21 protein-coding genes are annotated in these 21,389 nt (G+C 49.1%); 12 read left to right on the forward strand and 9 right to left on the reverse strand.

The genetic code is table 11. The annotated features are described in order from the left end of the window. Both C9I98_RS16435 and C9I98_RS16440 read left to right on the forward strand, forming a co-directional pair. A partial coding sequence (locus C9I98_RS16435) for an IS3 family transposase (protein WP_146153873.1) occupies positions 1-97 on the forward strand: 97 nt, incomplete at its 5' end. A 30-nt stretch (positions 98-127) separates the two neighbouring features. Next, on the forward strand, positions 128-1,312 hold the full coding sequence (locus C9I98_RS16440; protein ID WP_152557115.1) for a RecQ family ATP-dependent DNA helicase: 1,185 nt from the start codon (positions 128-130) through the stop codon (positions 1,310-1,312). A gap of 540 nt (positions 1,313-1,852) precedes the next feature. Here the strand turns inward: C9I98_RS16440 and C9I98_RS16445 are convergent. Both C9I98_RS16445 and aceB read right to left on the reverse strand, forming a co-directional pair. After that, positions 1,853-2,290: a GlcG/HbpS family heme-binding protein gene (locus tag C9I98_RS16445; protein WP_036820310.1), complete on the reverse strand. Its 438-nt coding sequence runs from the start codon at positions 2,288-2,290 to the stop codon at positions 1,853-1,855. Positions 2,291-2,379: 89 nt separating this feature from the next. Then, the gene (gene aceB, locus C9I98_RS16450; protein ID WP_036820312.1) at positions 2,380-4,026 is read right to left on the reverse strand and encodes a malate synthase A; all 1,647 of its coding nucleotides are present in this window, start codon (positions 4,024-4,026) and stop codon (positions 2,380-2,382) included. A gap of 316 nt (positions 4,027-4,342) precedes the next feature. On the opposite strand from aceB, the gene gcl reads away from it, so the two are divergent. The 4 genes from gcl (at position 4,343) to C9I98_RS16470 (ending at position 8,884) form a co-directional block, all read left to right on the forward strand. Then, positions 4,343-6,118: a glyoxylate carboligase gene (gene gcl, locus C9I98_RS16455; protein WP_107272219.1), complete on the forward strand. Its 1,776-nt coding sequence runs from the start codon at positions 4,343-4,345 to the stop codon at positions 6,116-6,118. A gap of 80 nt (positions 6,119-6,198) precedes the next feature. Continuing rightward, positions 6,199-6,975 carry a hydroxypyruvate isomerase gene (gene hyi, locus C9I98_RS16460; RefSeq protein ID WP_036820213.1) on the forward strand — a complete coding sequence of 259 codons (777 nt, stop codon included), beginning with the start codon at positions 6,199-6,201 and terminating at the stop codon, positions 6,973-6,975. Between the two features lie 15 nt (positions 6,976-6,990). Then, positions 6,991-7,893, forward strand: a complete 903-nt coding sequence (locus tag C9I98_RS16465) for a 2-hydroxy-3-oxopropionate reductase (RefSeq protein ID WP_036820210.1) — start codon at positions 6,991-6,993, stop codon at positions 7,891-7,893. A 373-nt stretch (positions 7,894-8,266) separates the two neighbouring features. After that, the gene (locus tag C9I98_RS16470) at positions 8,267-8,884 is read left to right on the forward strand and encodes a TetR/AcrR family transcriptional regulator (RefSeq protein WP_036820208.1); all 618 of its coding nucleotides are present in this window, start codon (positions 8,267-8,269) and stop codon (positions 8,882-8,884) included. A gap of 90 nt (positions 8,885-8,974) precedes the next feature. Here the strand turns inward: C9I98_RS16470 and C9I98_RS16475 are convergent, their stop codons facing one another. The 4 genes from C9I98_RS16475 to uraH all read right to left on the reverse strand — a co-directional run bounded on the left by C9I98_RS16475 (position 8,975) and on the right by uraH (position 14,039). Beyond that, complete coding sequence (locus C9I98_RS16475; RefSeq protein ID WP_036820206.1) at positions 8,975-10,339, reverse strand: 8-oxoguanine deaminase; 1,365 nt, start codon at positions 10,337-10,339, stop codon at positions 8,975-8,977. Positions 10,340-10,511: 172 nt separating this feature from the next. Further along, the gene (locus C9I98_RS16480; RefSeq protein WP_107272220.1) at positions 10,512-11,912 is read right to left on the reverse strand and encodes a nucleobase:cation symporter-2 family protein; all 1,401 of its coding nucleotides are present in this window, start codon (positions 11,910-11,912) and stop codon (positions 10,512-10,514) included. Positions 11,913-12,059: 147 nt separating this feature from the next. Further along, on the reverse strand, positions 12,060-13,406 hold the full coding sequence (locus tag C9I98_RS16485; protein ID WP_036831898.1) for an NCS2 family permease: 1,347 nt from the start codon (positions 13,404-13,406) through the stop codon (positions 12,060-12,062). 279 nt (positions 13,407-13,685) lie between these two features. After that, complete coding sequence (gene uraH / locus C9I98_RS16490; RefSeq protein WP_036831901.1) at positions 13,686-14,039, reverse strand: hydroxyisourate hydrolase; 354 nt, start codon at positions 14,037-14,039, stop codon at positions 13,686-13,688. 380 nt (positions 14,040-14,419) lie between these two features. Between uraH and puuE the strand changes: the two genes are divergently transcribed. The 4 genes from puuE (at position 14,420) to C9I98_RS16510 (ending at position 17,913) form a co-directional block, all read left to right on the forward strand. Continuing rightward, positions 14,420-15,343, forward strand: a complete 924-nt coding sequence (gene puuE / locus C9I98_RS16495) for an allantoinase PuuE (protein ID WP_036831904.1) — start codon at positions 14,420-14,422, stop codon at positions 15,341-15,343. Between the two features lies 1 nt (position 15,344). Continuing rightward, entirely contained in the window at positions 15,345-15,860 is a 516-nt protein-coding gene (uraD, locus tag C9I98_RS16500; protein WP_036831906.1) for a 2-oxo-4-hydroxy-4-carboxy-5-ureidoimidazoline decarboxylase, read from the forward strand. A gap of 181 nt (positions 15,861-16,041) precedes the next feature. Next, positions 16,042-16,599, forward strand: coding sequence for an ureidoglycolate lyase (locus tag C9I98_RS16505; protein WP_036831909.1), 558 nt, complete (start codon positions 16,042-16,044; stop codon positions 16,597-16,599). A 42-nt stretch (positions 16,600-16,641) separates the two neighbouring features. Then, complete coding sequence (locus tag C9I98_RS16510; protein WP_036831911.1) at positions 16,642-17,913, forward strand: urate hydroxylase PuuD; 1,272 nt, start codon at positions 16,642-16,644, stop codon at positions 17,911-17,913. A 127-nt stretch (positions 17,914-18,040) separates the two neighbouring features. Here C9I98_RS16510 and C9I98_RS16515 read toward each other — a convergent pair whose 3' ends face one another. Both C9I98_RS16515 and C9I98_RS16520 read right to left on the reverse strand, forming a co-directional pair. Continuing rightward, positions 18,041-18,412, reverse strand: coding sequence for a membrane protein (locus C9I98_RS16515; protein WP_036831913.1), 372 nt, complete (start codon positions 18,410-18,412; stop codon positions 18,041-18,043). Positions 18,413-18,460: 48 nt separating this feature from the next. Next, positions 18,461-18,781, reverse strand: coding sequence for a monooxygenase (locus C9I98_RS16520; RefSeq protein WP_036831915.1), 321 nt, complete (start codon positions 18,779-18,781; stop codon positions 18,461-18,463). 134 nt (positions 18,782-18,915) lie between these two features. Here C9I98_RS16520 and C9I98_RS16525 point away from each other — a divergent pair, with 134 nt between their 5' ends. Continuing rightward, positions 18,916-19,794, forward strand: coding sequence for a LysR family transcriptional regulator (locus C9I98_RS16525; protein ID WP_107272221.1), 879 nt, complete (start codon positions 18,916-18,918; stop codon positions 19,792-19,794). A gap of 138 nt (positions 19,795-19,932) precedes the next feature. Here the strand turns inward: C9I98_RS16525 and C9I98_RS16530 are convergent, their stop codons facing one another. Further along, the gene (locus tag C9I98_RS16530; RefSeq protein WP_107272222.1) at positions 19,933-20,406 is read right to left on the reverse strand and encodes a YHS domain-containing (seleno)protein; all 474 of its coding nucleotides are present in this window, start codon (positions 20,404-20,406) and stop codon (positions 19,933-19,935) included. Positions 20,407-20,520: 114 nt separating this feature from the next. Here C9I98_RS16530 and C9I98_RS16535 point away from each other — a divergent pair, with 114 nt between their 5' ends. Then, positions 20,521-21,351 (forward strand): AraC family transcriptional regulator, encoded by an 831-nt coding sequence (locus C9I98_RS16535; protein ID WP_036816888.1) that lies wholly within the window; start codon positions 20,521-20,523, stop codon positions 21,349-21,351. The last annotated feature ends 38 nt before the right edge of the window (positions 21,352-21,389 follow it).

Raw genomic sequence — 21,389 nt, forward strand, 5'->3', positions numbered from 1 at the left:
CTTTGAGTACATTGAGGTTGATTATAATCAGACGAGAAGGCACAGTGCTCTTGGGTACCTAAGCCCAGTTAACTTTGAAAAGCAAAATGTCGCTTAATGAAGTGTCCAGTCTGGCTGGAGCAGATCAATCCGCTATCACGTCAGTGAGCCAAACAACGCAAAAAATGATCTCTGGTCGTTTATCTCAACCAATCATGCTCACGATGCCGGTGTGGTCTATTGCTTATCCCGTAAGAAAGTGGAAGAGGCAGCAGAGTGGTTGACAAGCAAAGGGCGAGTTGCGTTGGCCTATCATGCGGGCATGCCAGTAGAGAAGCGTAATGAACACCAGCAGCGATTTTTACGTGAAGAGGGCGTGATTATCGTGGCGACGATCGCTTTTGGGATGGGCATTGATAAACCAGATGTTCGCTTTGTTGCTCATTTAAGTCTGCCAAAAAGCATGGAGTCGTATTACCAAGAAACAGGTCGAGCTGGGCGAGATGGCGAGCCCGCTAATGCTTGGATGGCTTATGGTATGCAAGATATGGTGATGCAACGTCAAATGGTGGAAAACTCGGAAGGTAATGATGCCTACAAACAAGTGCAGATCCAAAAACTCAATGCCTTGTTGGGTTATTGTGAGTTAGTCACTTGCCGTCGCCAAACGATCCTTGCTTATTTCAATGAGCACTTAGCGGAGCCTTGTGGCAACTGTGATAACTGCCTAACCCCTCCAATAACATGGGATGGTACGCGAGCTGCACAAAAAGCCCTCTCAACAGTCTATCGATGCGATCAGCGCTTTGGTGTCACTTATCTTATTAATGTACTACTTGGGAAAAGCGATGAGCGGATCAAGCGTTTTGGCCATGATAAAGTCTCGACCTTTGGTATTGGTACAGAGCTGACTGCAACTCAGTGGAAAGGTGTATTTCGACAACTGATCGCAATGAACTACTTGCGTGTAGAAGGTGATTACAACAGCTTAAAACTGACACCCCAGTGCCGACCAATACTCAAAGGGCAGCAACAAGTTCAATTACGAGAGCTTAGAAAAACGAAAGCCAGCAAAACCTCAAAAGTAACCGCAACGATCGACTTATCGCCTTCTGACTTGGCTCAATTTGAAGCGTTAAAAGAAGTACGTTTAGAGCTGGCTAAAGAGCAGAATGTACCGGCTTATGTTATCTGCCATGATGCAAGCTTAAAAGCGGTGGCAATTTCGCGCCCAGAAACCCTTGAACAACTTAGCCAAATCTCAGGATTTGGTGAGAGTAAGGTGGGGAAATATGGTAATCAGTTGCTGGCAGTAGTTGAAGCGAAACCGTGAGAAAATAAGTAGGGTTGTTTATCCCAACTGAGTGCCGGATACGTTTAAACCCTGAAGTTGATACTTCAGTGGCTAACGTTTGTCGTCAAGTTTGGTTAAACCGATTGATGGTGGTGATTCCCTGATCGGGAATGATCATCGTTATTACTTGGGGTTTAATGCCGTTATGGCATTGGGTGAAGCAGGTTAATTAGTTGAAGCTGTTCAATATTAGATGAACATCAAAGTGCGAGCTAGGATAGCAGCAGCAGTGATAGAGAACATAGTTGATACAGTTGCGATTTCAGAAACAGTTTGCTTTGACATAATGGTTACTCCTCGTTGGTATGCGTGCAGTTTAGCAAAACGTGACGGATGTCAACAAAGAGTGTTCTAAACTTTCAATTTTCTTTAGGTATGTACGTTTACACTGCTTGTGTTTGTGTAATTAAATTACATTTGTTGTTTAAATAAAAGCCCAAGCATCGATAACAGGGGTTGATGCTTGGGCTTGGTTAGTATTTTCGCTCGCTTAGCAATGGTGCTCGGCGTTGTTATAAGCTATAGGGCTTCCTCACTACAGTAGAGCTCGGCATGGTCTATGCCTTGCAGGGCGCACTTTTCATCAAGATCCGATAGATCACCACTGACACCAACGGCGCCTAGAACAGTATCGTTTTGATCCTTTATGAGTAGGCCGCCTGGAACGGGCACCATGTTGCCATTAGCCAGTACATTAACTGCGTTAATGAAAGCGGGTCGGTTGTCTGCATCTTTTGCCAGTTGTCGGGATGAACAGCCAAGAGCGAGGGCACCCCACGCTTTGGCAATTGCAATATCCGGTCGCATCATACTTGAGCCGTCTTGTCGCTGGAGTGAAATAAGCTTGCCACCACTGTCCAATACTGCAACGGTGAGAGGCGCACTCTGTTGTGCTTTTCCTGCGCTAAACGTGCCTTGTGTAATAGTCAGCGCTTGCTGAAGTGTTAAATTAACCATCATTTCTCCTGACTGTTTTATCGACATCAATACCAAACCAAGCAAGTCATCAATTACTTACTTGGTTGGTATGACTGGCGATAAGTAAATTATTCTTTTTTGTAGTTAAGGCTTTCCTCTGTTAGTAAGCCGTAACTTGGAAGTGTCAAGAAGGCTGCAAACTCGTCGGCGGTAGAAAGCTCGTCAAACAATTGAGCTGTTTCTTCAAAGCGCCCGTTAGCGTAGCGCTCATCACCAACTTCGGCCTGAATTGTGCCGAGTTCTTCGTTTAACCACTTTCTAAATAGTTCTGCTGTGAAGGTTTGGCCGTCATCCAGTACCACACCGTGGTGGATCCATTGCCAGATGCTCGCTCGGGAAATCTCTGCGGTGGCGGCATCTTCCATTAGGCCGTAGATAGGCACGCAGCCATAGCCTTGGATCCATGCTTCGATGTAATAAAGCGCGATACGGATATTCTTACGTACCCCGGCTTCGTTGCGTACGCCATCACAGGGCTCAAGTAGCATTTCAGCCGTGATTTCTTCTTCAGTTCCCTTGAAGTCCAACTGGTTAGCTTTGTCTGCCAGGTGGTTATCAAAGATTTCCATTACCGTGTTAACCAGACCCGGGTGGGCAACCCACGTACCGTCATGGCCGTTGCTGGACTCGCGCTTTTTATCTTCAGTTACCTTGGCAAGTACTTGATCCAGTTCCTGCGGATCTTTGCTTGGGATAAAGGCTGACATACCGCCCATCGCAAATGCGCCGCGCTGGTGGCAGGTTTTAACCAGTAACTGGCTGTATGCAGTAAGGAATGGTTGATCCATACCAACGCCGTGTCGATCCGGCAGGATCCGATCTTTGTGGTTCTTCAGTGTTTTGATGTAGCTGAAAATATAATCCCAGCGGCCACAGTTCATGGCCACAATGTGGTCACGCATCGCGTACAGCATTTCATCCATTTGGAATACGGCTGGCAGTGTCTCGATAAGCACTGTTGCCTTGATGGTGCCGGTTGGGACATTGAAATATTCTTCAGTGAAATGGAAGATATCTGCCCACCATTGTGCTTCTTCCATACATTCTAGTTTTGGAATGTAGTAGTACACACCCAAGCCTTGCTCTTGGCGGGTTTTGTAGTTGTGGAAGAAATACAGTGCGAAATCCATTAAACAACCCGCAATTGGCTCGCCCTCAACCTGGATATGCGCTTCAGGTAAGTGGATACCACGTGGACGCGCAATCAACAATGCAGGGTTGTCGTTCAGGCTGTAGTACTTGCCTTTCTTTAGGTCGGTGTAATTGATGCTGCCGTTGTTGGCATCGCGTAGGTTGATTTGTCCATCAACCATATTTTCCCAACTTGGTGCTGAGGCATCTTCAAAGCAGCACATGAATACTTTGGCGCCCGAGTTCAGGGCGTTGATAACCATTTTACGCTCGATTGGGCCGGTAATTTCAACACGGCGATCTTTTAGCGCTGCAGGGATAGGAGCGACAGACCAGCTTTTATCGTCTCGGATTGACTGAGTATCAGTACGGAACCCAGGTAGCTCACCTTGATCAAAGCGCTGTTGGCGCTGTTCACGAAGTGCAAGCAGGTCATTACGGCGAGCGTTGAACTTAGCGACGACGGCATCGAGGAAATCAAGCGCTTCTGGAGAAAGGAGCTCGGCGTACCCTTCATCTATTGTTTGGCCGATAACATTGATACATCGTGTTTGTGTTTCAACCGCTAAATCGTCTGTAATCATTGTGTCGTCTCCTTTGAAACAATAATTGTCATTTGTTGTGTACAAAATGTTCTTGTTTATTTTATTTATAACGTGATCCGAGCGCGCTTGCAAAGACTATTTAACATTTATTTTTCAAGTGTTTTTTGCGTTAATTTTTATTGACTCATCGTACCAGTGTGTAATTTGCTGATTTATATGAGTTAAAAAAGAAATAGTGTAAATAAATGCGGTAGCTTGTTAAAAAACTGTTGCGCGAAACTTGCCTGTTTTCCAAATTACTGCATAGAATACAATTAAGTTGTAAATTGTATACAATCGTGATTTGGAGTCATGTATGGCAAAAATGAAAGCTATTGAAGCAGCGGTAGAAGTACTAAAGAAAGAAGGGGTAGATATTGCGTTTGGTGTACCAGGCGCGGCAATCAACCCGATGTATGCAGCAATGAAAAAGCTAGGTGGCATCGATCATGTCCTGGCTCGCCATGTTGAAGGCGCGTCGCACATGGCCGAAGGCTATACCCGTACTAACCAGGATAATATCGGTGTGTGTATTGGTACTTCAGGCCCGGCAGGCACTGACATGATCACCGGTCTCTACTCTGCCTCTGCTGATTCCATTCCTATTTTATGTATTACAGGCCAGGCACCGCGTGCCCGTCTACATAAGGAAGACTTCCAAGCGGTTGATATTGAATCTATTGCAGCACCTGTTACCAAGTGGGCGACAACGGTACTTGAACCGGCCCAGGTGCCGCGTGCATTCCAGCAGGCATTCCACCTAATGCGCTCAGGTCGCCCGGGCCCGGTACTTATCGACTTGCCGCTTGATGTCCAGCTAGCAGAAATCGAATTTGATATTGATAGCTACGAGCCGCTTGAACCTTATAAGCCAAAAGCAAGCCGCCAGCAGGTGGAAAAAGCCCTGACCATGCTTAACGAGTCAAGCAATCCGGTGATTGTCTCGGGCGGTGGCGTGATTAACGCCGGTGCTTCAGAGCTACTGCAGCAGTTTGCGGAAATTACCGGCGTACCTGTGATCCCAACGCTAATGGGGTGGGGCTCTATCCCGGATAACCATGAGTTAATGGCGGGCATGGTTGGCCTGCAAACCGCGCATCGCTACGGTAATGCCACGCTACTGGGCTCCGATTTTGTGTTCGGGATTGGTAACCGCTGGGCTAACCGCCACACCGGTTCGGTCGACGTGTACACCGAAGGCCGTAAGTTTGTTCATATTGATATCGAGCCGACCCAGATTGGCCGCGTATTCTGCCCTGACTTAGGTATCGTGTCTGATGCCAAAGCAGCGCTTGAGCTACTGGTTGAAGTAGCAAAAGAGTGGCAGCAGGCAGGCAAGCTGGCTGACCGCTCGGAGTGGGTTGGCGAATGTCAGCATCGTAAAGCGACCATGTTGCGTAAAACGCACTTTGATCAAGTACCAATGAAGCCGATGCGTGTTTACGAAGGAATGAACAAGGCATTTGGTGAAGACACTTGTTATGTCAGCACCATTGGCTTATCCCAGATCGCCGCTGCCCAGTTCCTTCATGTTTACAAGCCGCGCCACTGGATCAACTGTGGTCAGGCCGGTCCGCTAGGCTGGACGATCCCTGCGGCCTTGGGTACCCGTGTTGCTGATCCGAAGCGTCCAATCGTTGCTATCTCTGGGGATTACGACTTCCAGTTCATGATTGAAGAGCTAGCCGTCGGTGCCCAGTTCAACCTGCCGTATATCCATGTGGTGGTGAACAACTCTTACCTAGGCTTGATCCGCCAGGCACAGCGACAGTTTGATATTGATTACTGTGTGCAGCTGGCGTTCGACAACCAAAATGCCCCTGAGCTGGAAGGTTATGGTGTTGACCATGTCACCGTAGTTGAAGGTCTTGGCTGTAAGGCTATCCGTGTGACCGATCCAGACAAGATTGATGTTGCCTTTGAAGAGGCCAAAGTTTTGATGGCGAAGCACCAGGTACCGGTTGTGGTTGAGCTGATCCTAGAGCGTGTGACCAATATTGCGATGGGTGTCGAGATCAACGGTGTGAACGAGTTCGAAGCACTGGCGGAAGGTGTTGATGACGCACCGACGGCAATCACGTTCAACCAGTAATACAGAGATTTTTTACTGATTCAGATTGGTATAAGCAGCGGGAAACCGCTGCTGGGCAAGATAGATAAAGGGATATAACAATGCCAAAGTTTGCTGCTAACTTATCCATGCTGTTTAACGAGTTTGACTTTCTCGACCGTTTTGAAGCCGCTGCAAAGGCGGGCTTTCAAGGGGTGGAGTACCTTTTTCCTTATGCCTTTGAGCAACAAGCACTAAAACAAAAGCTAGAGCAAAACGGCCTGAAACAAGTGCTGTTTAACCTGCCTGCGGGTGATTGGGAACAGGGTGATAGAGGGATTGCTGTCGACCCTTCCCGCACCGAAGAATTTAAATCGGGTGTGGCAATGGCCATCCAATATGCCAAGGCACTTGAATGTGATCAGTTGAACTGCCTGGCGGGGATTGTACCTGAAGGGGTGAGTACCGAGCAGGCAGAAGCCACGTTTGTTAGCAACCTTCGTTATGCCGCGGGTGAGCTTGAAAAAGCAGGGATCAAGCTAATCATTGAAGCGATTAACACCCGGGATATTCCTGGCTTCTTCCTTACCAATACCCAGCAAGCGCTGGCCATTATTGAGCAGGTAGGTAGCCGTAATATCCAAGTGCAATACGATATCTACCACATGCAGATCATGGAAGGCGATTTGGCGCAAACGCTTAGTAATAACCTCGCCCAAATTCGTCACGTCCAATTGGCAGACAACCCGGGTCGCCATGAGCCGGGCACTGGAGAGATTAACTACCCGTTTGTGCTACAGCACCTCGATAGCATTGGCTATAAGGGCTGGGTGGGATGTGAATACAAGCCGAAGTCGACCACGATTGAAGGTCTTAGCTGGTTGAATGACTACAACTAATTTAAGGAAAGAATGATGAGTACAATTGCATTTATCGGAACAGGTATTATGGGTCGCCCAATGGCGGCAAACCTTCAAAAAGCAGGACACCAGCTAGTCTTTTCAACCCACTTCAATGCGGCCCCTCAAGAGCTGCTTGATGCGGGAGGTATTGCTTACCCGTCGGTACAGGCAGCCACCGAGCAAGCGGATGTGGTTATCCTGATGGTGCCAAACACCCCTCAGGTTGAGGACGTGCTATTTGGTGACAAGGGGGTTGAAGCCGGCCTTGCCAGCGGTGGCGCTGAAGGCAAGCTGGTCATTGATATGAGTTCAATCTCGCCGATTGAAACCAAGCAGTTTGCCGCGCGTATTAAAGAAAGCGGTGCCGGGTACTTGGATGCGCCTGTTTCGGGCGGTGAAGTCGGCGCTATTAATGGCACCCTGAGCATCATGGTGGGCGGTAGCCAAGCTGAATTCGACCAAGCCAAGTCGCTGTTCGACATCATGGGCCAGAACATTACGCTGGTGGGTGATAACGGTGCAGGCCAAACGTGTAAGGTGGCTAACCAAATTATTGTTGCATTGAACATTGAGGCCGTTTCTGAAGCCTTGGTATTTGCTTCGAAGGCCGGTGCCGATCCGGCGCGTGTTCGCGAGGCGTTATTGGGTGGCTTCGCCAGCTCGAAAATCCTTGAAGTACACGGTGAGCGCATGATCAAGGGGACGTTTGACCCTGGCTTCAAAATTGCGCTGCACCAGAAAGACTTGAATCTAGCTATCACAGGTGCAGAAGCACTTGGTGTGAGCTTGCCGAATACTGAAAAGGCACAAGAGCTGTTTGGTAACTGTGCCGAGCAGGGCGGTTCTGAGTGGGATCACTCAGCCTTAATCAAGGCGATAGAATCGTTGGCAGATCACTCTATTCGCGGCGAATAGTTTTCACTTAGTTGGTAAGTTCAGCGAGGCTCCTATCAGCCAGGTATGACACCGGGAGCCGAGCTGGAAAAGAACATTAATAAAACGCGTATCTTTTGTCTCCTTTCTTGCGCGTTCCCGAAGCAACAAGAGTTCGAGTATTGGTATTATATCCTTGGGACCGGTACTCACCCTGACAGGCGCTTTTGTATAGCTTCGGGATCCTTTCCACTTCGCTTTATCTCTTTGTTAGCATGATTTATATGGCAGTTGTCACAACTTAGCGTGTCCCTATTCTTTACGCTTTTTCAGCGCTTTAACCGTTAAAAAATATCGACTACCATGGAGTGTACCGAGCATTTCTGGGTATCTATTTCCAGCAGGGAGAATGGTCATGTCACGGATCCGACAGAAGAACCAAGACCGCATTATTGAAGTGGCATGCCGCTTGTTTGCCGAGCAAGGCTATGCGGCGACCAAGATGGTGGATATCGCGAGGGCCGCAGATATCCCCAAGCCGAATGTCTTTTATTACTTCAGTGCCAAAGACAACCTATACCGCGCGGTATTGGAGAGCGTTACGCAACCATTGCTCGAAGCCTCGCAACCTATCGAACAGCTGGATGATCCGGCAGAAGCCCTGACCGAGTATATCAAAGCCAAATTGAGGATTTCCCGCGATCACCCCTTTGCCTCAAAGGTCTTTGCCAATGAAGTGATGTCGGGGGCCAACTACTTGCCGGAAGATATCGCCGCTGAGCTGCTCAAGCAATCGCAGATGATTATTGGTAAATTCAGCCAATGGTCACAGCAAGGCGTGATGGCGGCATTGCCCCCCCACCACCTGATGTTCACCATTTGGGCCGCTACCCAAACCTATGCCGATTTCAGCTGGCAGATCTGCAATGTGATGGACAAAGATAAACTGGATGAAAACGACTTCGAGGAAGCCGCAGCGTTCTTGACCCAATTTGTCATCAATGGTTGTCAGCTGCAGCACAAAAGCGTTTAAGTCGCAGGCTAAATATAGCAGTGCCAAATAACAAAACCGCCAATTTGTCGGCTTTGTTGTTCATGATTTCTCAAAGTATTACGAGAATCGCTACCTTAATGCCTGCGCCTTTTCAGCCAAGCGCATGGCGGCTTTGCGGTGGCGGCTCAAGAGTTGCCCGAGATCAACGCCAATCACCTGGCCGTCGTGGACGCGCCACTGGCCGTTAACCATCACTCTATCGGCCTGCTGCGCCCCACATAGCAGCAGTGCTGCCAGCGGATCGTGCGAGCCGGAGAAGCGAATATCATCAAGCTTGAACATCGCAATATCGGCCTGCTTGCCGATGGCCAATGTACCGATATCATTCCGGCCCATTGCTTGGGCAGAACCATCCGTTGCCCAGCGTAGGGCATCGAAGTGGCTGACATTCGCCGAGCCATAACGAAGACGCTGGAGGTACATCGCCATTCTCACTTCGGCAATCATGTTCGAGCCGTCATTGGAGGCTGAGCCATCCACACCCAGGCCAACTTTGACGCCAGCGGCTTCCAGTTCGTTGTTACGGCAGATCCCCGAGGCCAGCATCATGTTGGATGTAGGGCAGTGGCTGATCCCGATTTTAGCCTTGCCCAAGCGTTGGACTTCTTCATCGTTGAAATGAATACCGTGGGCAAGCCAAGTACGGTGGTTAAGCCAACCGACTTCCTCAAGGTAATCGACAGGGCGGTAGCCAAAGCGCTCAAGGCAGAAGTCTTCCTCGTCGATGGTTTCGCACAGGTGGGTGTGCATCATGACATCTTCTTGCTTGGCGATATAGGCGGTTTCCTTCATCAACTCGGTAGTGACCGAGAAGGGCGAGCAGGGGGCAAGGGCGATTTGGGTCATTGCCCCTTCGTCGCGCTGGTGGTAGCTGCGGATCAAGCGCAGGCTATCGTCGACGATGGCATCTTCGGTTTGAATGGTGTGGCGTGGCGGCAGCCCGCCGTCATCTTCGCCCAAGCTCATCGAGCCTCGGGTGAAAATAGCCCGAATCCCTAACTTTTGGGCGGCTTCTACTTGCAAGTCGATGGCGTGCTCTAACCCGGTCGGGATCAGGTAATGGTGATCCGAGGCGGTGGTACAGCCTGACATCATCATTTCCACCAAGGCCAGCTCGGTGGCCACGCTCATCATTTCTTCATCGAGTCCCGCCCAAACCGGGTATAGGCTCTGTAGCCAATTGAATAGCTCTTTATTGAGCGCATCAGGGTAGGCGCGGGTGAGGGTTTGGTAGAAGTGGTGGTGGGCGTTGATTAAGCCGGGGGTGACCACATGTTGGCTTGCATCAATGACGGCATCAATCGAGTGCTGTGGTGTTTGGCCTGCTGCGACCAACTCTACTACCTTGTTGCCTTGAACCACTACGCCGCCAGCGGCATTTGGGGTGGTGCCGGTGTAAATTGCTAATGGGTTTTTAAGCCATAGGGTTTCCATTCATAATAATCCTTAGCCATCTCAGCCTTTTCAGGGAAGAGGGTCTTTTTTGAAGTGGCATCATGCCTTTAGTGAATAATCAGGTAGCCAGGCTTTACGGGCTACCCATTATGAAACAGAGTTTCTTAATACTTTGAAATCGAGTTATCCAATATTATGAAACAAGGTTATATTAACGCTCTTGCTGTGTTTGAAGTACCCCTTCCTCATTGTTTTGTGGCTCTTGGCCGATTTCTTCTGACTCGTCGTGCATCATCTGCTCTTGTGCCCTGGCTTCTTCGATTTCTTTAGCCGTAGACTTCGGCAAGATTTGGTGAAGCAGCGCTGTTACGATGGTACCGGTTGTGATCCCAGAATGAAGGAAGTTGGCAATGTCATGCGGTAAGTGCTGGATAAGGCGAGGCTCGAATGTCACCGCAAGGCCAGAGGCAAGACCAACACAGATAACTAGTGCATTACGTTTAGTATCAGCGGCTTTTACCAACATACGGATACCTGCATAAGCAATCATACCGAACATCACGAAACCGACACCGCCCAGTACGGGCTTAGGAATGGTGACCGCCAGTGCCGCCAGTTTCGGGAACAAGCCACCGATGATCAGAAGTGCACCTGTTCCGGCAACGACGAAACGGCTGGCTACGCCTGTGATCCCTACAATACCTACGTTCTGGCTGAATGAGGCCAATGGCATTGCTGTTAGGCAGGCAGCCAAGGTACTACCAATACCGTCGCCCAGTAAGCCGCGTTTCAAATCTTCGCCTGAGACTTTGGTTTGACAGTTGTTGCCCAGCGCCATGAAGTCACCCGTGGCTTCGGCAACCACCACGATATACACCAAGCTCATACTGATGATGGCACCAGCCGAGAAGGTGAAGCCGTATTTAAATGGCTCAGGGCCGCTAAACCATTCCGCCTTGTTGATCTGCTCTAGGTCAACCATACCCAGTGAAAGGGCAACCAAGTAGCCGCCAGCCAGGCCGATAACAATAGCCGAAGCGGCGACTGCGCCTTTACAGTAAACCGATACCGCGATGACAATGCCAAGCGAAACGAGGGCTAAAAAGAGTTTAGGTAGCGTGGCAAATTCTTCACTTACCGCAGGGGAGTCACCCACCCAGTTCATGGCAACCGGCAGGATGGTCAGGCCAATAAGGGTGACGACAACGCCGCTGACAATGGTGGGAAAGAGCTTGCGGATTTTATCCATGAAAAAGCTACAGGCGATAACAAAGAATGAGCCAACCAGGGCTGCCCCCATGATGCTACTGACCCCGCCTTCGTTACCGATGGATATCCCGACACCGAGAAAGGCAAAACTGGAACCCATCACTACCGGCAGCCGGATACCGACAGGGCCGAAGCCGAGGCACTGGGCTATGGTGACAATACCGGAAGCCAGTAGGGCGGCGTTGATCAGGGTGACGATTTCTTCGGTAGGGAGGCCGATCGAGCTGCCGACAATCAGCGGGACGGCAACGATACCACCGATCGATGCAAGCATATGTTGTAGCGCGAGTAAAAGTGAAAGACCATGCGGCGGCCGTTCATTAAGGGTGTAGAGAAGTTTCATTGGGGTTCCTCTATTTGTATGTATTTGGTGTAAAGGAATTTAACTTCTACAAACTGCGTAGGTTTAGTGTGTGTTAAAGGTGGAGCAAACCCCGTTAGCCGCTGTAAATTAAACACTGGATAGTAGCGACTAACGGGAGAAACTGATTTAACCGATGTACACAAGCTTGGCGACGAAAATAGCCGTCAAAATGTACATGCTGATAGACACATCTTTGGTTTTGCCTGTGGCCAGCTTCAGTACGGTGTAGGTAATGAAACCAAGCGCGATACCGTTAGCGATTGAAAAGGTTAGCGGCATCATCAAAGCGGTGATGGCTGCAGGCGCTGCATCGGTAAAGTCTTTCCAATTAACATGTTGCATGCTGCCCATCATGACGAAGGCAACGTAAATCAGTGCACCTGAAGTAGCATAAGCAGGGATCATGCCAGCTAATGGAGAAAGGAAAATCGCGGCCACAAACAGTAGGGCGATCACGACAGCCGATAACCCGGTACGTCCGCCAGCTGCTACGCCTGAGGCACTCTCAACATAACTGGTAACAGGTGGACAGCCCACGCAAGCGCCGGCAACACTGGCAACACTGTCTGCTTTCAGTGCTTTGCTCAGGCCTTTGATTTTGCCTGTGTCTTTGTTCACAAGGTTGGCACGTTCGGCAACCCCCATCAATGTGCCCGCGGTGTCGAACATATTGACGAACAAGAAAGCAAGGATCACGCTGACCATGGATAGATTGAGTGCACCAGTGATGTCCATTGCGAACAATGTTGGTGCAATACTTGGTGGTGCCGAGAACACGCCATTGTATTCAACCAGACCCAACATCAGACCAATCAGGGTAACGCTGATGATGCCAATCAGTACCGCGCCAAACACTTTGCGCTCGCTTAAAACGGCAATGGTCAAGAAACAGATGGCAGCCAATAGGGCGTGGGGTTGGGTGAAGTCACCTAATGAAACCAAAGTGGCTGGGTTTTCGACGACGATACCCGCTGTTTTAAGGCCGATAAGCCCGAGGAATAAGCCGACACCCGCTGTCATGGCGAAGCGGAGGCTTTCGGGAATACTCTCGATGATCCATTCTCTGACCTTGTAAAAGCTCATCGCGACAAACAACAGGCCGGAAATGAAGACGGCCCCGAGTGCCACCTCCCAGTTGTATCCCATTTCGCCAACAACGGTGAAGGCGAAGAAGGCGTTGAGCCCCATCCCCGGTGCCAAGCCAACAGGCCAGTTGGCAAACAAGCCCATGAGCAAAGTACCCAGTGCGGCACCGATACAGGTGGCTACGAACACCGCACCGGGATCCATTCCCGAAGCGGCCATAATGTTAGGGTTGACGAAAATAATATACGCCATGGTTGCAAAGGTAGTGACGCCACCAATGACTTCGTTTTTGATGTTGGTGCCGTGTTCCTTCAGCTGAAAAAAACGATCAAGTAAGGATGTTGATCCCGCTTCCTTTTCGAGCACTTCTACTTTCATGTCACTCATGAAAAGTTCCTCTTACCTTGTTAGGTTGAATTCATTTATTGTCGTTATCGTTTGTGTTTTATGTGTTTGAATTCATTTAATCTGGTACACAGTGAATCGTTGTAATTGTCTTTTTATATAGGGTGTATCCACTGTTTGTTCGGTGTTTCCCTTGTGTCCGTGGCTTTAGTCGGGCTCCTTTATTGATATATCCCTTAGCTGAGGCCGCAGTAAGCCATGACCTGTGTTTGTCAGGTCGCAATGACGGTGCGTCACAGGGCTTATTCGGTATGGGGTGGGTTAGCTTCCGCGATAAGTCGAGAAACTGAAGGGAGATACGAGTAGAGGCACATGATAATGCTCGTCGGTATCGTTAATACCGAAACGGATCACGACATCATCAAGGAAAGGTTGCTCGGAAAGTGTCACGCCTTGCTGTCTGAAATAGTCGGCAGTATGGAAAATCAGTTGGTATTTTCCTGATTTAAACGCTTCATCTGCAAGAAGTGGTTTGTCAGTACGGCCATCGGCATTGGTATAGACAGTACAAAGTAGCTCTGCCTGATTGCCTTCTAGCTTGTACAACTCAACGGGGATTTCTGCCCCTGGTAGGCCATTGGCCGTGTCTAGCACGTGTGTTGTTAATCGTCCCATATATATTTGCGCGACTGCGCTCTCCTTATTCAGCACTTCAAATTTACAGGTATCGTTCGTACACAAATTGTTTTTCTATCCTACATAACTATGTACACAACCTAGCCGGGATGTAAAGTTGGTTGTTGCAAATATGTTGCGCGGGATATCTGTTTTATAGAAAACGAGTGTGTTACCTTCTCTCTTATCCATTGTAAATACTGGCTTTAAGCCTTGTGTAATCGAGTTGAGAAAAATTTAAACAAAAAATTTACATTTTTAATTTGGATTGTATACAATTTATGGTACAACTTAATTAAAAGAGCGTCACAGCGTAGTCAATACACATGTGAGCGCAGTTTGAATCTACTTAGATCGTCGTTTGGATGAAGGAGTCTTCAATGAGTAGCGATTACCCACGTAACCTCATCGGCTATGGAGCAAAGCCACCACACCCACAATGGCCGGGAAATGCCCGTGTTGCCGTTTCTTTTGTGTTGAACTACGAAGAAGGCGGCGAGCGATGTGTGTTGCATGGGGACAAAGAATCTGAAGCCTTCCTTTCTGAAATGCCGGGTGCGCAGCCGCTTGAGGGTGTACGCCATATGAGCATGGAGTCGATTTACGAATACGGTAGCCGTGCCGGCGTATGGCGCTTGCTACGTCTATTCGAAAAATACGATATTCCATTAACGATTTTTGCCGTTGCCATGGCATTAGAACGTCACCCAGATGTTGCCAAGGCGATGGTTGAAGCCAAACACGAAATTTGTAGTCATGGTTATCGCTGGATCGACTATCAATATATGGACCGCTCCGAAGAACGCGATCACATGATGAAAGCCATTGAAATCATCACCAAGATCACCGGTGAGCGTCCACTAGGCTGGTATACCGGCCGTACCGGTCCGAACACCCGCCAGCTGGTGGCGGAGGAAGGCGGCTTCCTTTATGACTCGGATGCCTACGATGACGATCTACCGTACTGGCACGAAGAGGGTGACAAGCCGCAGCTGGTGATCCCCTATACGCTGGACGTAAACGATATGCGCTTTGCCACCGCGCAGGGCTTTAACTCGGGCGAGCAATTCTTCCAGTACTTGAAAGACACGTTCGATACGCTTTACGAAGAAGGCGAGACCGCACCTAAGATGATGTCGGTGGGGCTGCACTGCCGCCTGATTGGTAAGCCGGGCCGTATTGCCTCGCTGAAGCGCTTCTTGGAATATGTAAAACAGCACGATGACGTATGGCTATGCCGTCGCATCGATATTGCCAAGCATTGGCATGAACACCACCCGCACCCAAGCATGAAGGAATATTAAGATGGCGAATTTTCAAACTTGTGAGCCGACTAGCCTGTCACGCGACGCTTTCGTCAGCCAATTTGCCGATGTGTACGAACACAGCCCTTGGGTCGCAGAAGCCGTATTCGATGCAGGGCTTGAGCCTGAAGATAATCAGATTGAGCGATTGCATCAAAAAATGGCAGCAATCTTGCTTTCTGCTAGTAAAGAACAACAGCTAGACCTGATTAATGCCCACCCTGATCTTGCAGGTAAGGCAGCAGTCAATGGTGAGCTAACCGCGGCGTCAACCTCCGAGCAGGCGGGAGCAGGTATTGATAAATGCTCCGCCGACGAGTTTGCACGCTTCACCGATTTTAACAATAGCTACAAGCAACGTTTCAATTTCCCGTTCATCATGGCAGTGAAAGGGGCCAATCGTTATCAAATTCTTGAGTCCTTCGAGGTGCGATTAGGTAATGACAAGGAAACTGAGTTTGAAACGGCGGTTAATGAGATCAATAAGATCGCATTATTCCGTCTCCGAGATATGTAAGTCATAGAAGGGTGGCGACTATCACGGCCAACGTTGATGCAACGTTACAAACTTAACTTTATTAATGGATTAACAAATAGTCAGGTTATGGGCAGTGCACTGTATGTGAGCAGCAGCGTGCCGATCTCTAAGGCAATGCGCTAAGTGAGATTCTGTAACCATAGCCAAGAAGGAAATTGGAATGAACCTACCAGCCCGCCAACTTACCATCGAGCCATTGACCCGCGAAGCATTTGCGCCGTTTGGGGATGTGATTGATAAAGAGGTGAGTGAATATTTTATGATTAACAACGGGTCGACCCGTCGTTACCACAGGATGGCGGATGTAGATGTTACTGAAGGCGGTGGTGAGCCGATTATCAGTATCTTTCAGGCTACGCCGCTTGAGTACCCGCTACCCATCAAAATGATGGAGCGCCATCCATTGGGCTCGCAGGCTTTCATTCCGCTTCTTGGTAACCCTTACCTGATCCTTGTTGCCCCTAAAGGTGACACCCCTGATCCGAGCAAGTTGCGGGCTTTTCTCAGCAATGGCCGACAGGGTGTGAATTACCACAAAGGCGTCTGGCATCATCCTGTGCTGGCATTGACTGACAGTGATCAGTTTCTGATTGTTGATAGGGCTGGCCCTGGCAACAACTGTGATGAAGTGTTTTTCAGTGATGATATTAACGTAGAGTTAGCCTTAGACAGCCTAGCGCAGCAGGAGGATCAGCGTATCGTATCAACCGCATCTTGATAAGCCTGGGAGCAATCAAGATGCCATAGAAAGGAGTGAGTTATGGATCCACATATGACTGAATGGTTGAACTTGGCAATACGCTGGGTTCACATGATTGTGGGGATTGCATGGATCGGTGCGTCATTTTATTTTGTTTGGTTGGAAAACAATTTAAACAGGGTCAATCCAAAAACAGGCTTGTCGGGTGACTTGTGGGCCATTCACGGTGGCGGTATCTACCACCTAGAGAAGTACAAGCTTGCGCCGCCGGAAATGCCTGAGCACTTGCATTGGTTCAAGTGGGAAGCTTATTTCACCTGGATCACCGGTGTGGCATTGCTTGCGGTAGTGTATTACCTCAATGCTGAGATTTACCTGATAGCACCAGGCTCTGGTTTAGATTCAACCACGGCCATTGCTTTGGGTGTTGGCTCTCTTATCGCTGGCTGGTTTATTTATGACTTGCTGTGTAATTCGCCATTGGGCAAGACCCCGGTGTTACTCGGTATCATCCTGTTCTTGGCCTTGGTGGGTGCAGCGTATGGCTTAACCCAAGTGTTCAGCGGACGCGGTGCTTACATCCATGTCGGTGCGATTATCGGTACTATCATGGTGGGCAATGTATTTAGAGTGATCATGCCTGCTCAGCGTAACCTGGTGAAAGCCATTGAAGAGAAGCGCGAGCCAGATCCGACGCTACCAGCAAAGGGTTTGCTACGTTCTCGTCATAACAACTACCTAACACTGCCAGTGCTGTTCATTATGATCAGTAACCACTTCCCGAGCACCTATGGCTCGCAGTATAACTGGTTGATTTTGGCAGGTTTGGCCGTGTTCAGTATTTTGGTTCGCCATTACTTTAATACTCGCCACGGTAGCCAGAAGTTTGCTTGGACTGTGCCGGTTGCGGCTTTGGGTATGGTGACATTGGCATTTGTGACTTCGCCAAATATGAACCGTAGCTCAGCCCCAGCGACAGTGAAGGCACCGGTTGAGGCAACGGCACCTGCTACTGGTAGTGATGAAACCGCAGGCAATGAAGTTACCGCAGTGGCCGATGGGCATAGCGGGATTCCGTTTGCCCAAGTGAACTCAGTGATTCAGGAGCGCTGTAGTGTGTGCCACTCAGCAACACCGACTCACCCTGCGTTCCAAACCGCACCGAGTGGTGTGGTGCTAGATACCGCTGAAGAAATTAAGGTGAATGTACCGAGGATCATGGCCCAGTCCGTGCAAACCAAGGTCATGCCTTTGGGTAACCTGACTCAGATGACCGACGAGGAGCGCCAGCTTATCGGTGATTGGGTCGAGCAAGGTGCCATCATTCAGTAAGAAAGCGTTTTATCCGTTGTAACAATCTCTATTGCATCAAGTTAATGCACCCCAGCCACCAATGTGGCTGGGGTTTTCTTTGTGTTCAGCTTAGTGTTAATGCTTGCGCTTGTTGCTATTTAAATTGCTACTGCTGCGCGAGTTGGCGGTACGTTAAGAACGAAAGCAGGGTGAAAAAGGCGGGATCGCTCCAGCCAAACCCGGTAAATATCCCGGTTATCCCAGCATAAACGGTGATAACGGCACCAAGTAAGTTGGTAATAAGCAGTGCTGTGATCAGCTTCTTGGCGACTGGGCCTGGTTCAATATCCTTTAGCATTAGGCTGATAGCCGCAATCCCCCCAAGAAAAATGGTTGTATGCTGCGACAGGAAATAGGCGTATTGGTCATTGATTTCAACACCATACATTGGCCACATTAGGCTTGGCACAAAGAATAGTGCCAAGGCGAAAAGTAAATAGATACCGCCATGGAGGCTAAGGAAAGTTTTATTGCTCATATTACTGTATTCCTTCGGTGCAATTTTGGTTTTTACTTAGGGGGTTACTCAGTGGTTATTGGCGGCGGCCAATGGTGCATTGTTGATTGCGCTGAGTGTTTCATTGACATCAAAAATACAGCCACGTACTTCGGCCACGCCCATCTGTTGCAGGCGAGCGGTATGCATCGTCAAATACGCTTGGGCACTTGCTTCATCTTCAAATAAGTAAACCCCGCCACCGAGTTTGTCTTTCTCGCTTTCTGTCCAGATTTTCCAGATCAGCCCCGGCTCTTGATTGATAGAAGTTGCAAGGCCTGCCAAGGCACCAGCCATTTCTTCGCCAAATGGTCCTGAATAGTCAAAGTCTACTTGCAGTAATTTCGCCATTGTTATTTCTCCGCGTCGAATTGAAAACCTGCCGCTTGCTAGCGGTGTCCAGTTGCTATAGGTGTTATTCTTGAATATAAAATTTGAACAATAAAGTTCATAATATTGCCGTTAACTGTGGAAAAAATAGACCAATGAAATTAAAAACCACCCTTGACCAATGGCAGACGCTGTATGAGATAAACCGGGCTGGCAGTATTCAAGCGGCGGCGGCAGTGCTGAATAAAAGCCATACCACCTTGATTTATGCCGTGAAGAAGCTGGAGGCGCAGTTGGACGTTTCTTTACTCACCGTCCAAGGAAGGAAGGCGGTGCTAACGGAAGCGGGCCATGCCTTGCTACGCCGGGCAGGCAGTATGCTAGAGCAAGCGCGGGAATTGGAGGTGATGAGCGGCCAGCTGGCCCAAGGCTTCGAATCCGAAATCACCGTGGCGATGGATCACCTCTGTGATCCGCAAAGTTTGTACCAGCCGATGGCGAAATACTTGGCACAAAACAATACGACATCTATCCAAGTCATAGAAACATCACTGTCGAAAACCACCGAAATGGTTACCAGCGAGCAAGCAGATATCGCCATCATTACCTTGCCGATAACCAACTACCCGGCAGAAGCATTCGGTGTAACGGCTATGCTGCCTGTGGTGGCGAATGATCATCCTTTGGCTATGGTCCCATCAGTTAGCTTGTCTCAATTGGCATCCGTTACCCAGGTTGTTATTCGTGATTTGGGTCATGAGGCTATAAAGCAAGATGTAGGGTGGCTGAAATCTAGCCAGCGCATTACAGTCGATAATTTCGACCATGCTTTCCAAGCGGTTGAGGCTGGGGTTGGGTTTTGTCGCTTGCCTGCACATTTAGTGAAGCGTCGAGCCAGTGGCAAACTCGCGACATTGAATATTGAGCAGTCGCAATATTACCAAGTGCCCTTGCACCTAACGTTACCCAAGGGGGTGAAAACAGGGCCCGCGGCTCAGGCATTTTATGAACAGCTGCTGCAACAAGTGAGATAAGCATCAATACTCCAGATACTTATCTGTAGGTAGTGATGGTTTTATTCGGCTAATAAGGGGGGCGATAATAAGTATGTTTTATATATTGAATAAAAGCGCTCCGGCAATGTTGCCGGAGCGAAGTGGGCGAGGAATAAATTATAATTTATCTGCGGCGACAGACTTAATGTTTACCCAATTAGTATCAGCTGTTTCAATATAACCCGGAACATCTTCCAGCCAGCGTTTCTGCACGCTTGCATCGAGGTTTAAATACAGTTTGTTATCGACCACTTTCCATGCGTTGGGATCAGTTTCAAACTTTTTCCCCATGGCCACACCAAAGGCGCAATAGCCGCCATATTGTGGTGCATACTTTTCAGGATCAGCCTTAAACGCATCACGATTAGCGGCATTGCTAAACTGGTAAATGGCATTTTTATGTACGGCGGTAAATGCCTTATCACCCTGAACGGCTTTACCGTCTGTAAAGTAGGCAACGGGATCATAGCCTTTAATCGCTAGGTCATTATTGTCAGCACTGACATCGATATCAGCGCTGAGCACGGATGCTGAAAAGCCCAATATTACAGTGGCTGCCATCAGGCGAAGGTAGTTCATCAAGGTTGTCATGGTGGTTCTCCGTTTTCGAATTACCGGTTGGGAATGACTATAATTTAGCGGGAAATATTGAACGTTATCGATATGATAATCCGCTTTTATATACCAATCGTACGAGGTTGCAGCATGGATCCGCTCTCTGAAGTATTAAGCCGTTTTTCTGTTTCTGCTGGGGTTTTCTATGCCGGGCAACTTTGCGGCGTATCGAGTTTTGATAGCCAGCAAAACACAGTGGGGCATTTGCATTTGCTTAAGCAAGGCACCCTTGTCGTCTATAAGGGTAGCCAGAAACTGACGCTATCAGAGCCCAGCGTCGTTTTGTTTCCGAAGCCGACGAACCATAGGCTATCGGCAGAGCAGGGGGAGAAGGTTGAACTGGTGTGCGCCGAGATAAGCTATGGGGCGGGCCAGCACAACCCTATTGCCGATACCTTACCCGAGGTGGTTTTGCTACCGCTGGCACGTTGCCCGGGCCTGACGGGTGTCGTCAGCAGCTTGTTCGAAGAAGTGCACGATGCCCGCCACGGGCGAACCTTGGTCATGGACCGGTTAACCGAGGTGTTGATAGTGATGTTGCTCAGGGAGTTGGTGTCCCAAGAGGTGGTTGCCAAGGGGATGCTAGCCGGGCTTAGCCATAAGAAGCTGGCGCCAGTGGTGCAGGCGATTCATCAGCACCCAGAGCGCTCATTGTCCATTTCCGAGCTGGCCCACCAAGCGGCGATGTCGCGCACGACCTTTATCGAGACATTCCGCCAGGTGCTGGGTGTGCCGCCCGGCGATTATATACTTGGTTGGAAGATGAACATTGCCCAGAGCTTGCTTAAAAAAGGCTTGCCCATTAGCCAAGTGGCGAGTGAGGTGGGGTATAGCAACACCTCCGGCTTTACCCGGGCGTTTCGCAACAAAACTGGGCTGGCACCGAAGGCGTGGTTGATAAATAACCTTACAACCAGTTAAACGTGTATTGAGATATCGTTATTGAAAACTTACGCGGT

Origin of the sequence: Photobacterium sanctipauli, from assembly GCF_003026495.1 — a bacterium.
In the GTDB taxonomy this organism is placed as follows: domain Bacteria; phylum Pseudomonadota; class Gammaproteobacteria; order Enterobacterales; family Vibrionaceae; genus Photobacterium; species Photobacterium sanctipauli.

Coding starts and splice junctions, on each gene's coding strand:
- C9I98_RS16445 (WP_036820310.1), bottom strand. CDS start 2,290: ATGGTTAATTTAACACTTCAGCAAGCGCTGACTATTACACAAGGCACG.
- aceB (WP_036820312.1), bottom strand. CDS start 4,026: ATGATTACAGACGATTTAGCGGTTGAAACACAAACACGATGTATCAAT.
- gcl (WP_107272219.1), top strand. CDS start 4,343: ATGGCAAAAATGAAAGCTATTGAAGCAGCGGTAGAAGTACTAAAGAAA.
- hyi (WP_036820213.1), top strand. CDS start 6,199: ATGCCAAAGTTTGCTGCTAACTTATCCATGCTGTTTAACGAGTTTGAC.
- C9I98_RS16465 (WP_036820210.1), top strand. CDS start 6,991: ATGAGTACAATTGCATTTATCGGAACAGGTATTATGGGTCGCCCAATG.
- C9I98_RS16470 (WP_036820208.1), top strand. CDS start 8,267: ATGTCACGGATCCGACAGAAGAACCAAGACCGCATTATTGAAGTGGCA.
- C9I98_RS16475 (WP_036820206.1), bottom strand. CDS start 10,339: ATGGAAACCCTATGGCTTAAAAACCCATTAGCAATTTACACCGGCACC.
- C9I98_RS16480 (WP_107272220.1), bottom strand. CDS start 11,912: ATGAAACTTCTCTACACCCTTAATGAACGGCCGCCGCATGGTCTTTCA.
- C9I98_RS16485 (WP_036831898.1), bottom strand. CDS start 13,406: ATGAGTGACATGAAAGTAGAAGTGCTCGAAAAGGAAGCGGGATCAACA.
- uraH (WP_036831901.1), bottom strand. CDS start 14,039: ATGGGACGATTAACAACACACGTGCTAGACACGGCCAATGGCCTACCA.
- puuE (WP_036831904.1), top strand. CDS start 14,420: ATGAGTAGCGATTACCCACGTAACCTCATCGGCTATGGAGCAAAGCCA.
- uraD (WP_036831906.1), top strand. CDS start 15,345: ATGGCGAATTTTCAAACTTGTGAGCCGACTAGCCTGTCACGCGACGCT.
- C9I98_RS16505 (WP_036831909.1), top strand. CDS start 16,042: ATGAACCTACCAGCCCGCCAACTTACCATCGAGCCATTGACCCGCGAA.
- C9I98_RS16510 (WP_036831911.1), top strand. CDS start 16,642: ATGGATCCACATATGACTGAATGGTTGAACTTGGCAATACGCTGGGTT.
- C9I98_RS16515 (WP_036831913.1), bottom strand. CDS start 18,412: ATGAGCAATAAAACTTTCCTTAGCCTCCATGGCGGTATCTATTTACTT.
- C9I98_RS16520 (WP_036831915.1), bottom strand. CDS start 18,781: ATGGCGAAATTACTGCAAGTAGACTTTGACTATTCAGGACCATTTGGC.
- C9I98_RS16525 (WP_107272221.1), top strand. CDS start 18,916: ATGAAATTAAAAACCACCCTTGACCAATGGCAGACGCTGTATGAGATA.
- C9I98_RS16530 (WP_107272222.1), bottom strand. CDS start 20,406: ATGACAACCTTGATGAACTACCTTCGCCTGATGGCAGCCACTGTAATA.
- C9I98_RS16535 (WP_036816888.1), top strand. CDS start 20,521: ATGGATCCGCTCTCTGAAGTATTAAGCCGTTTTTCTGTTTCTGCTGGG.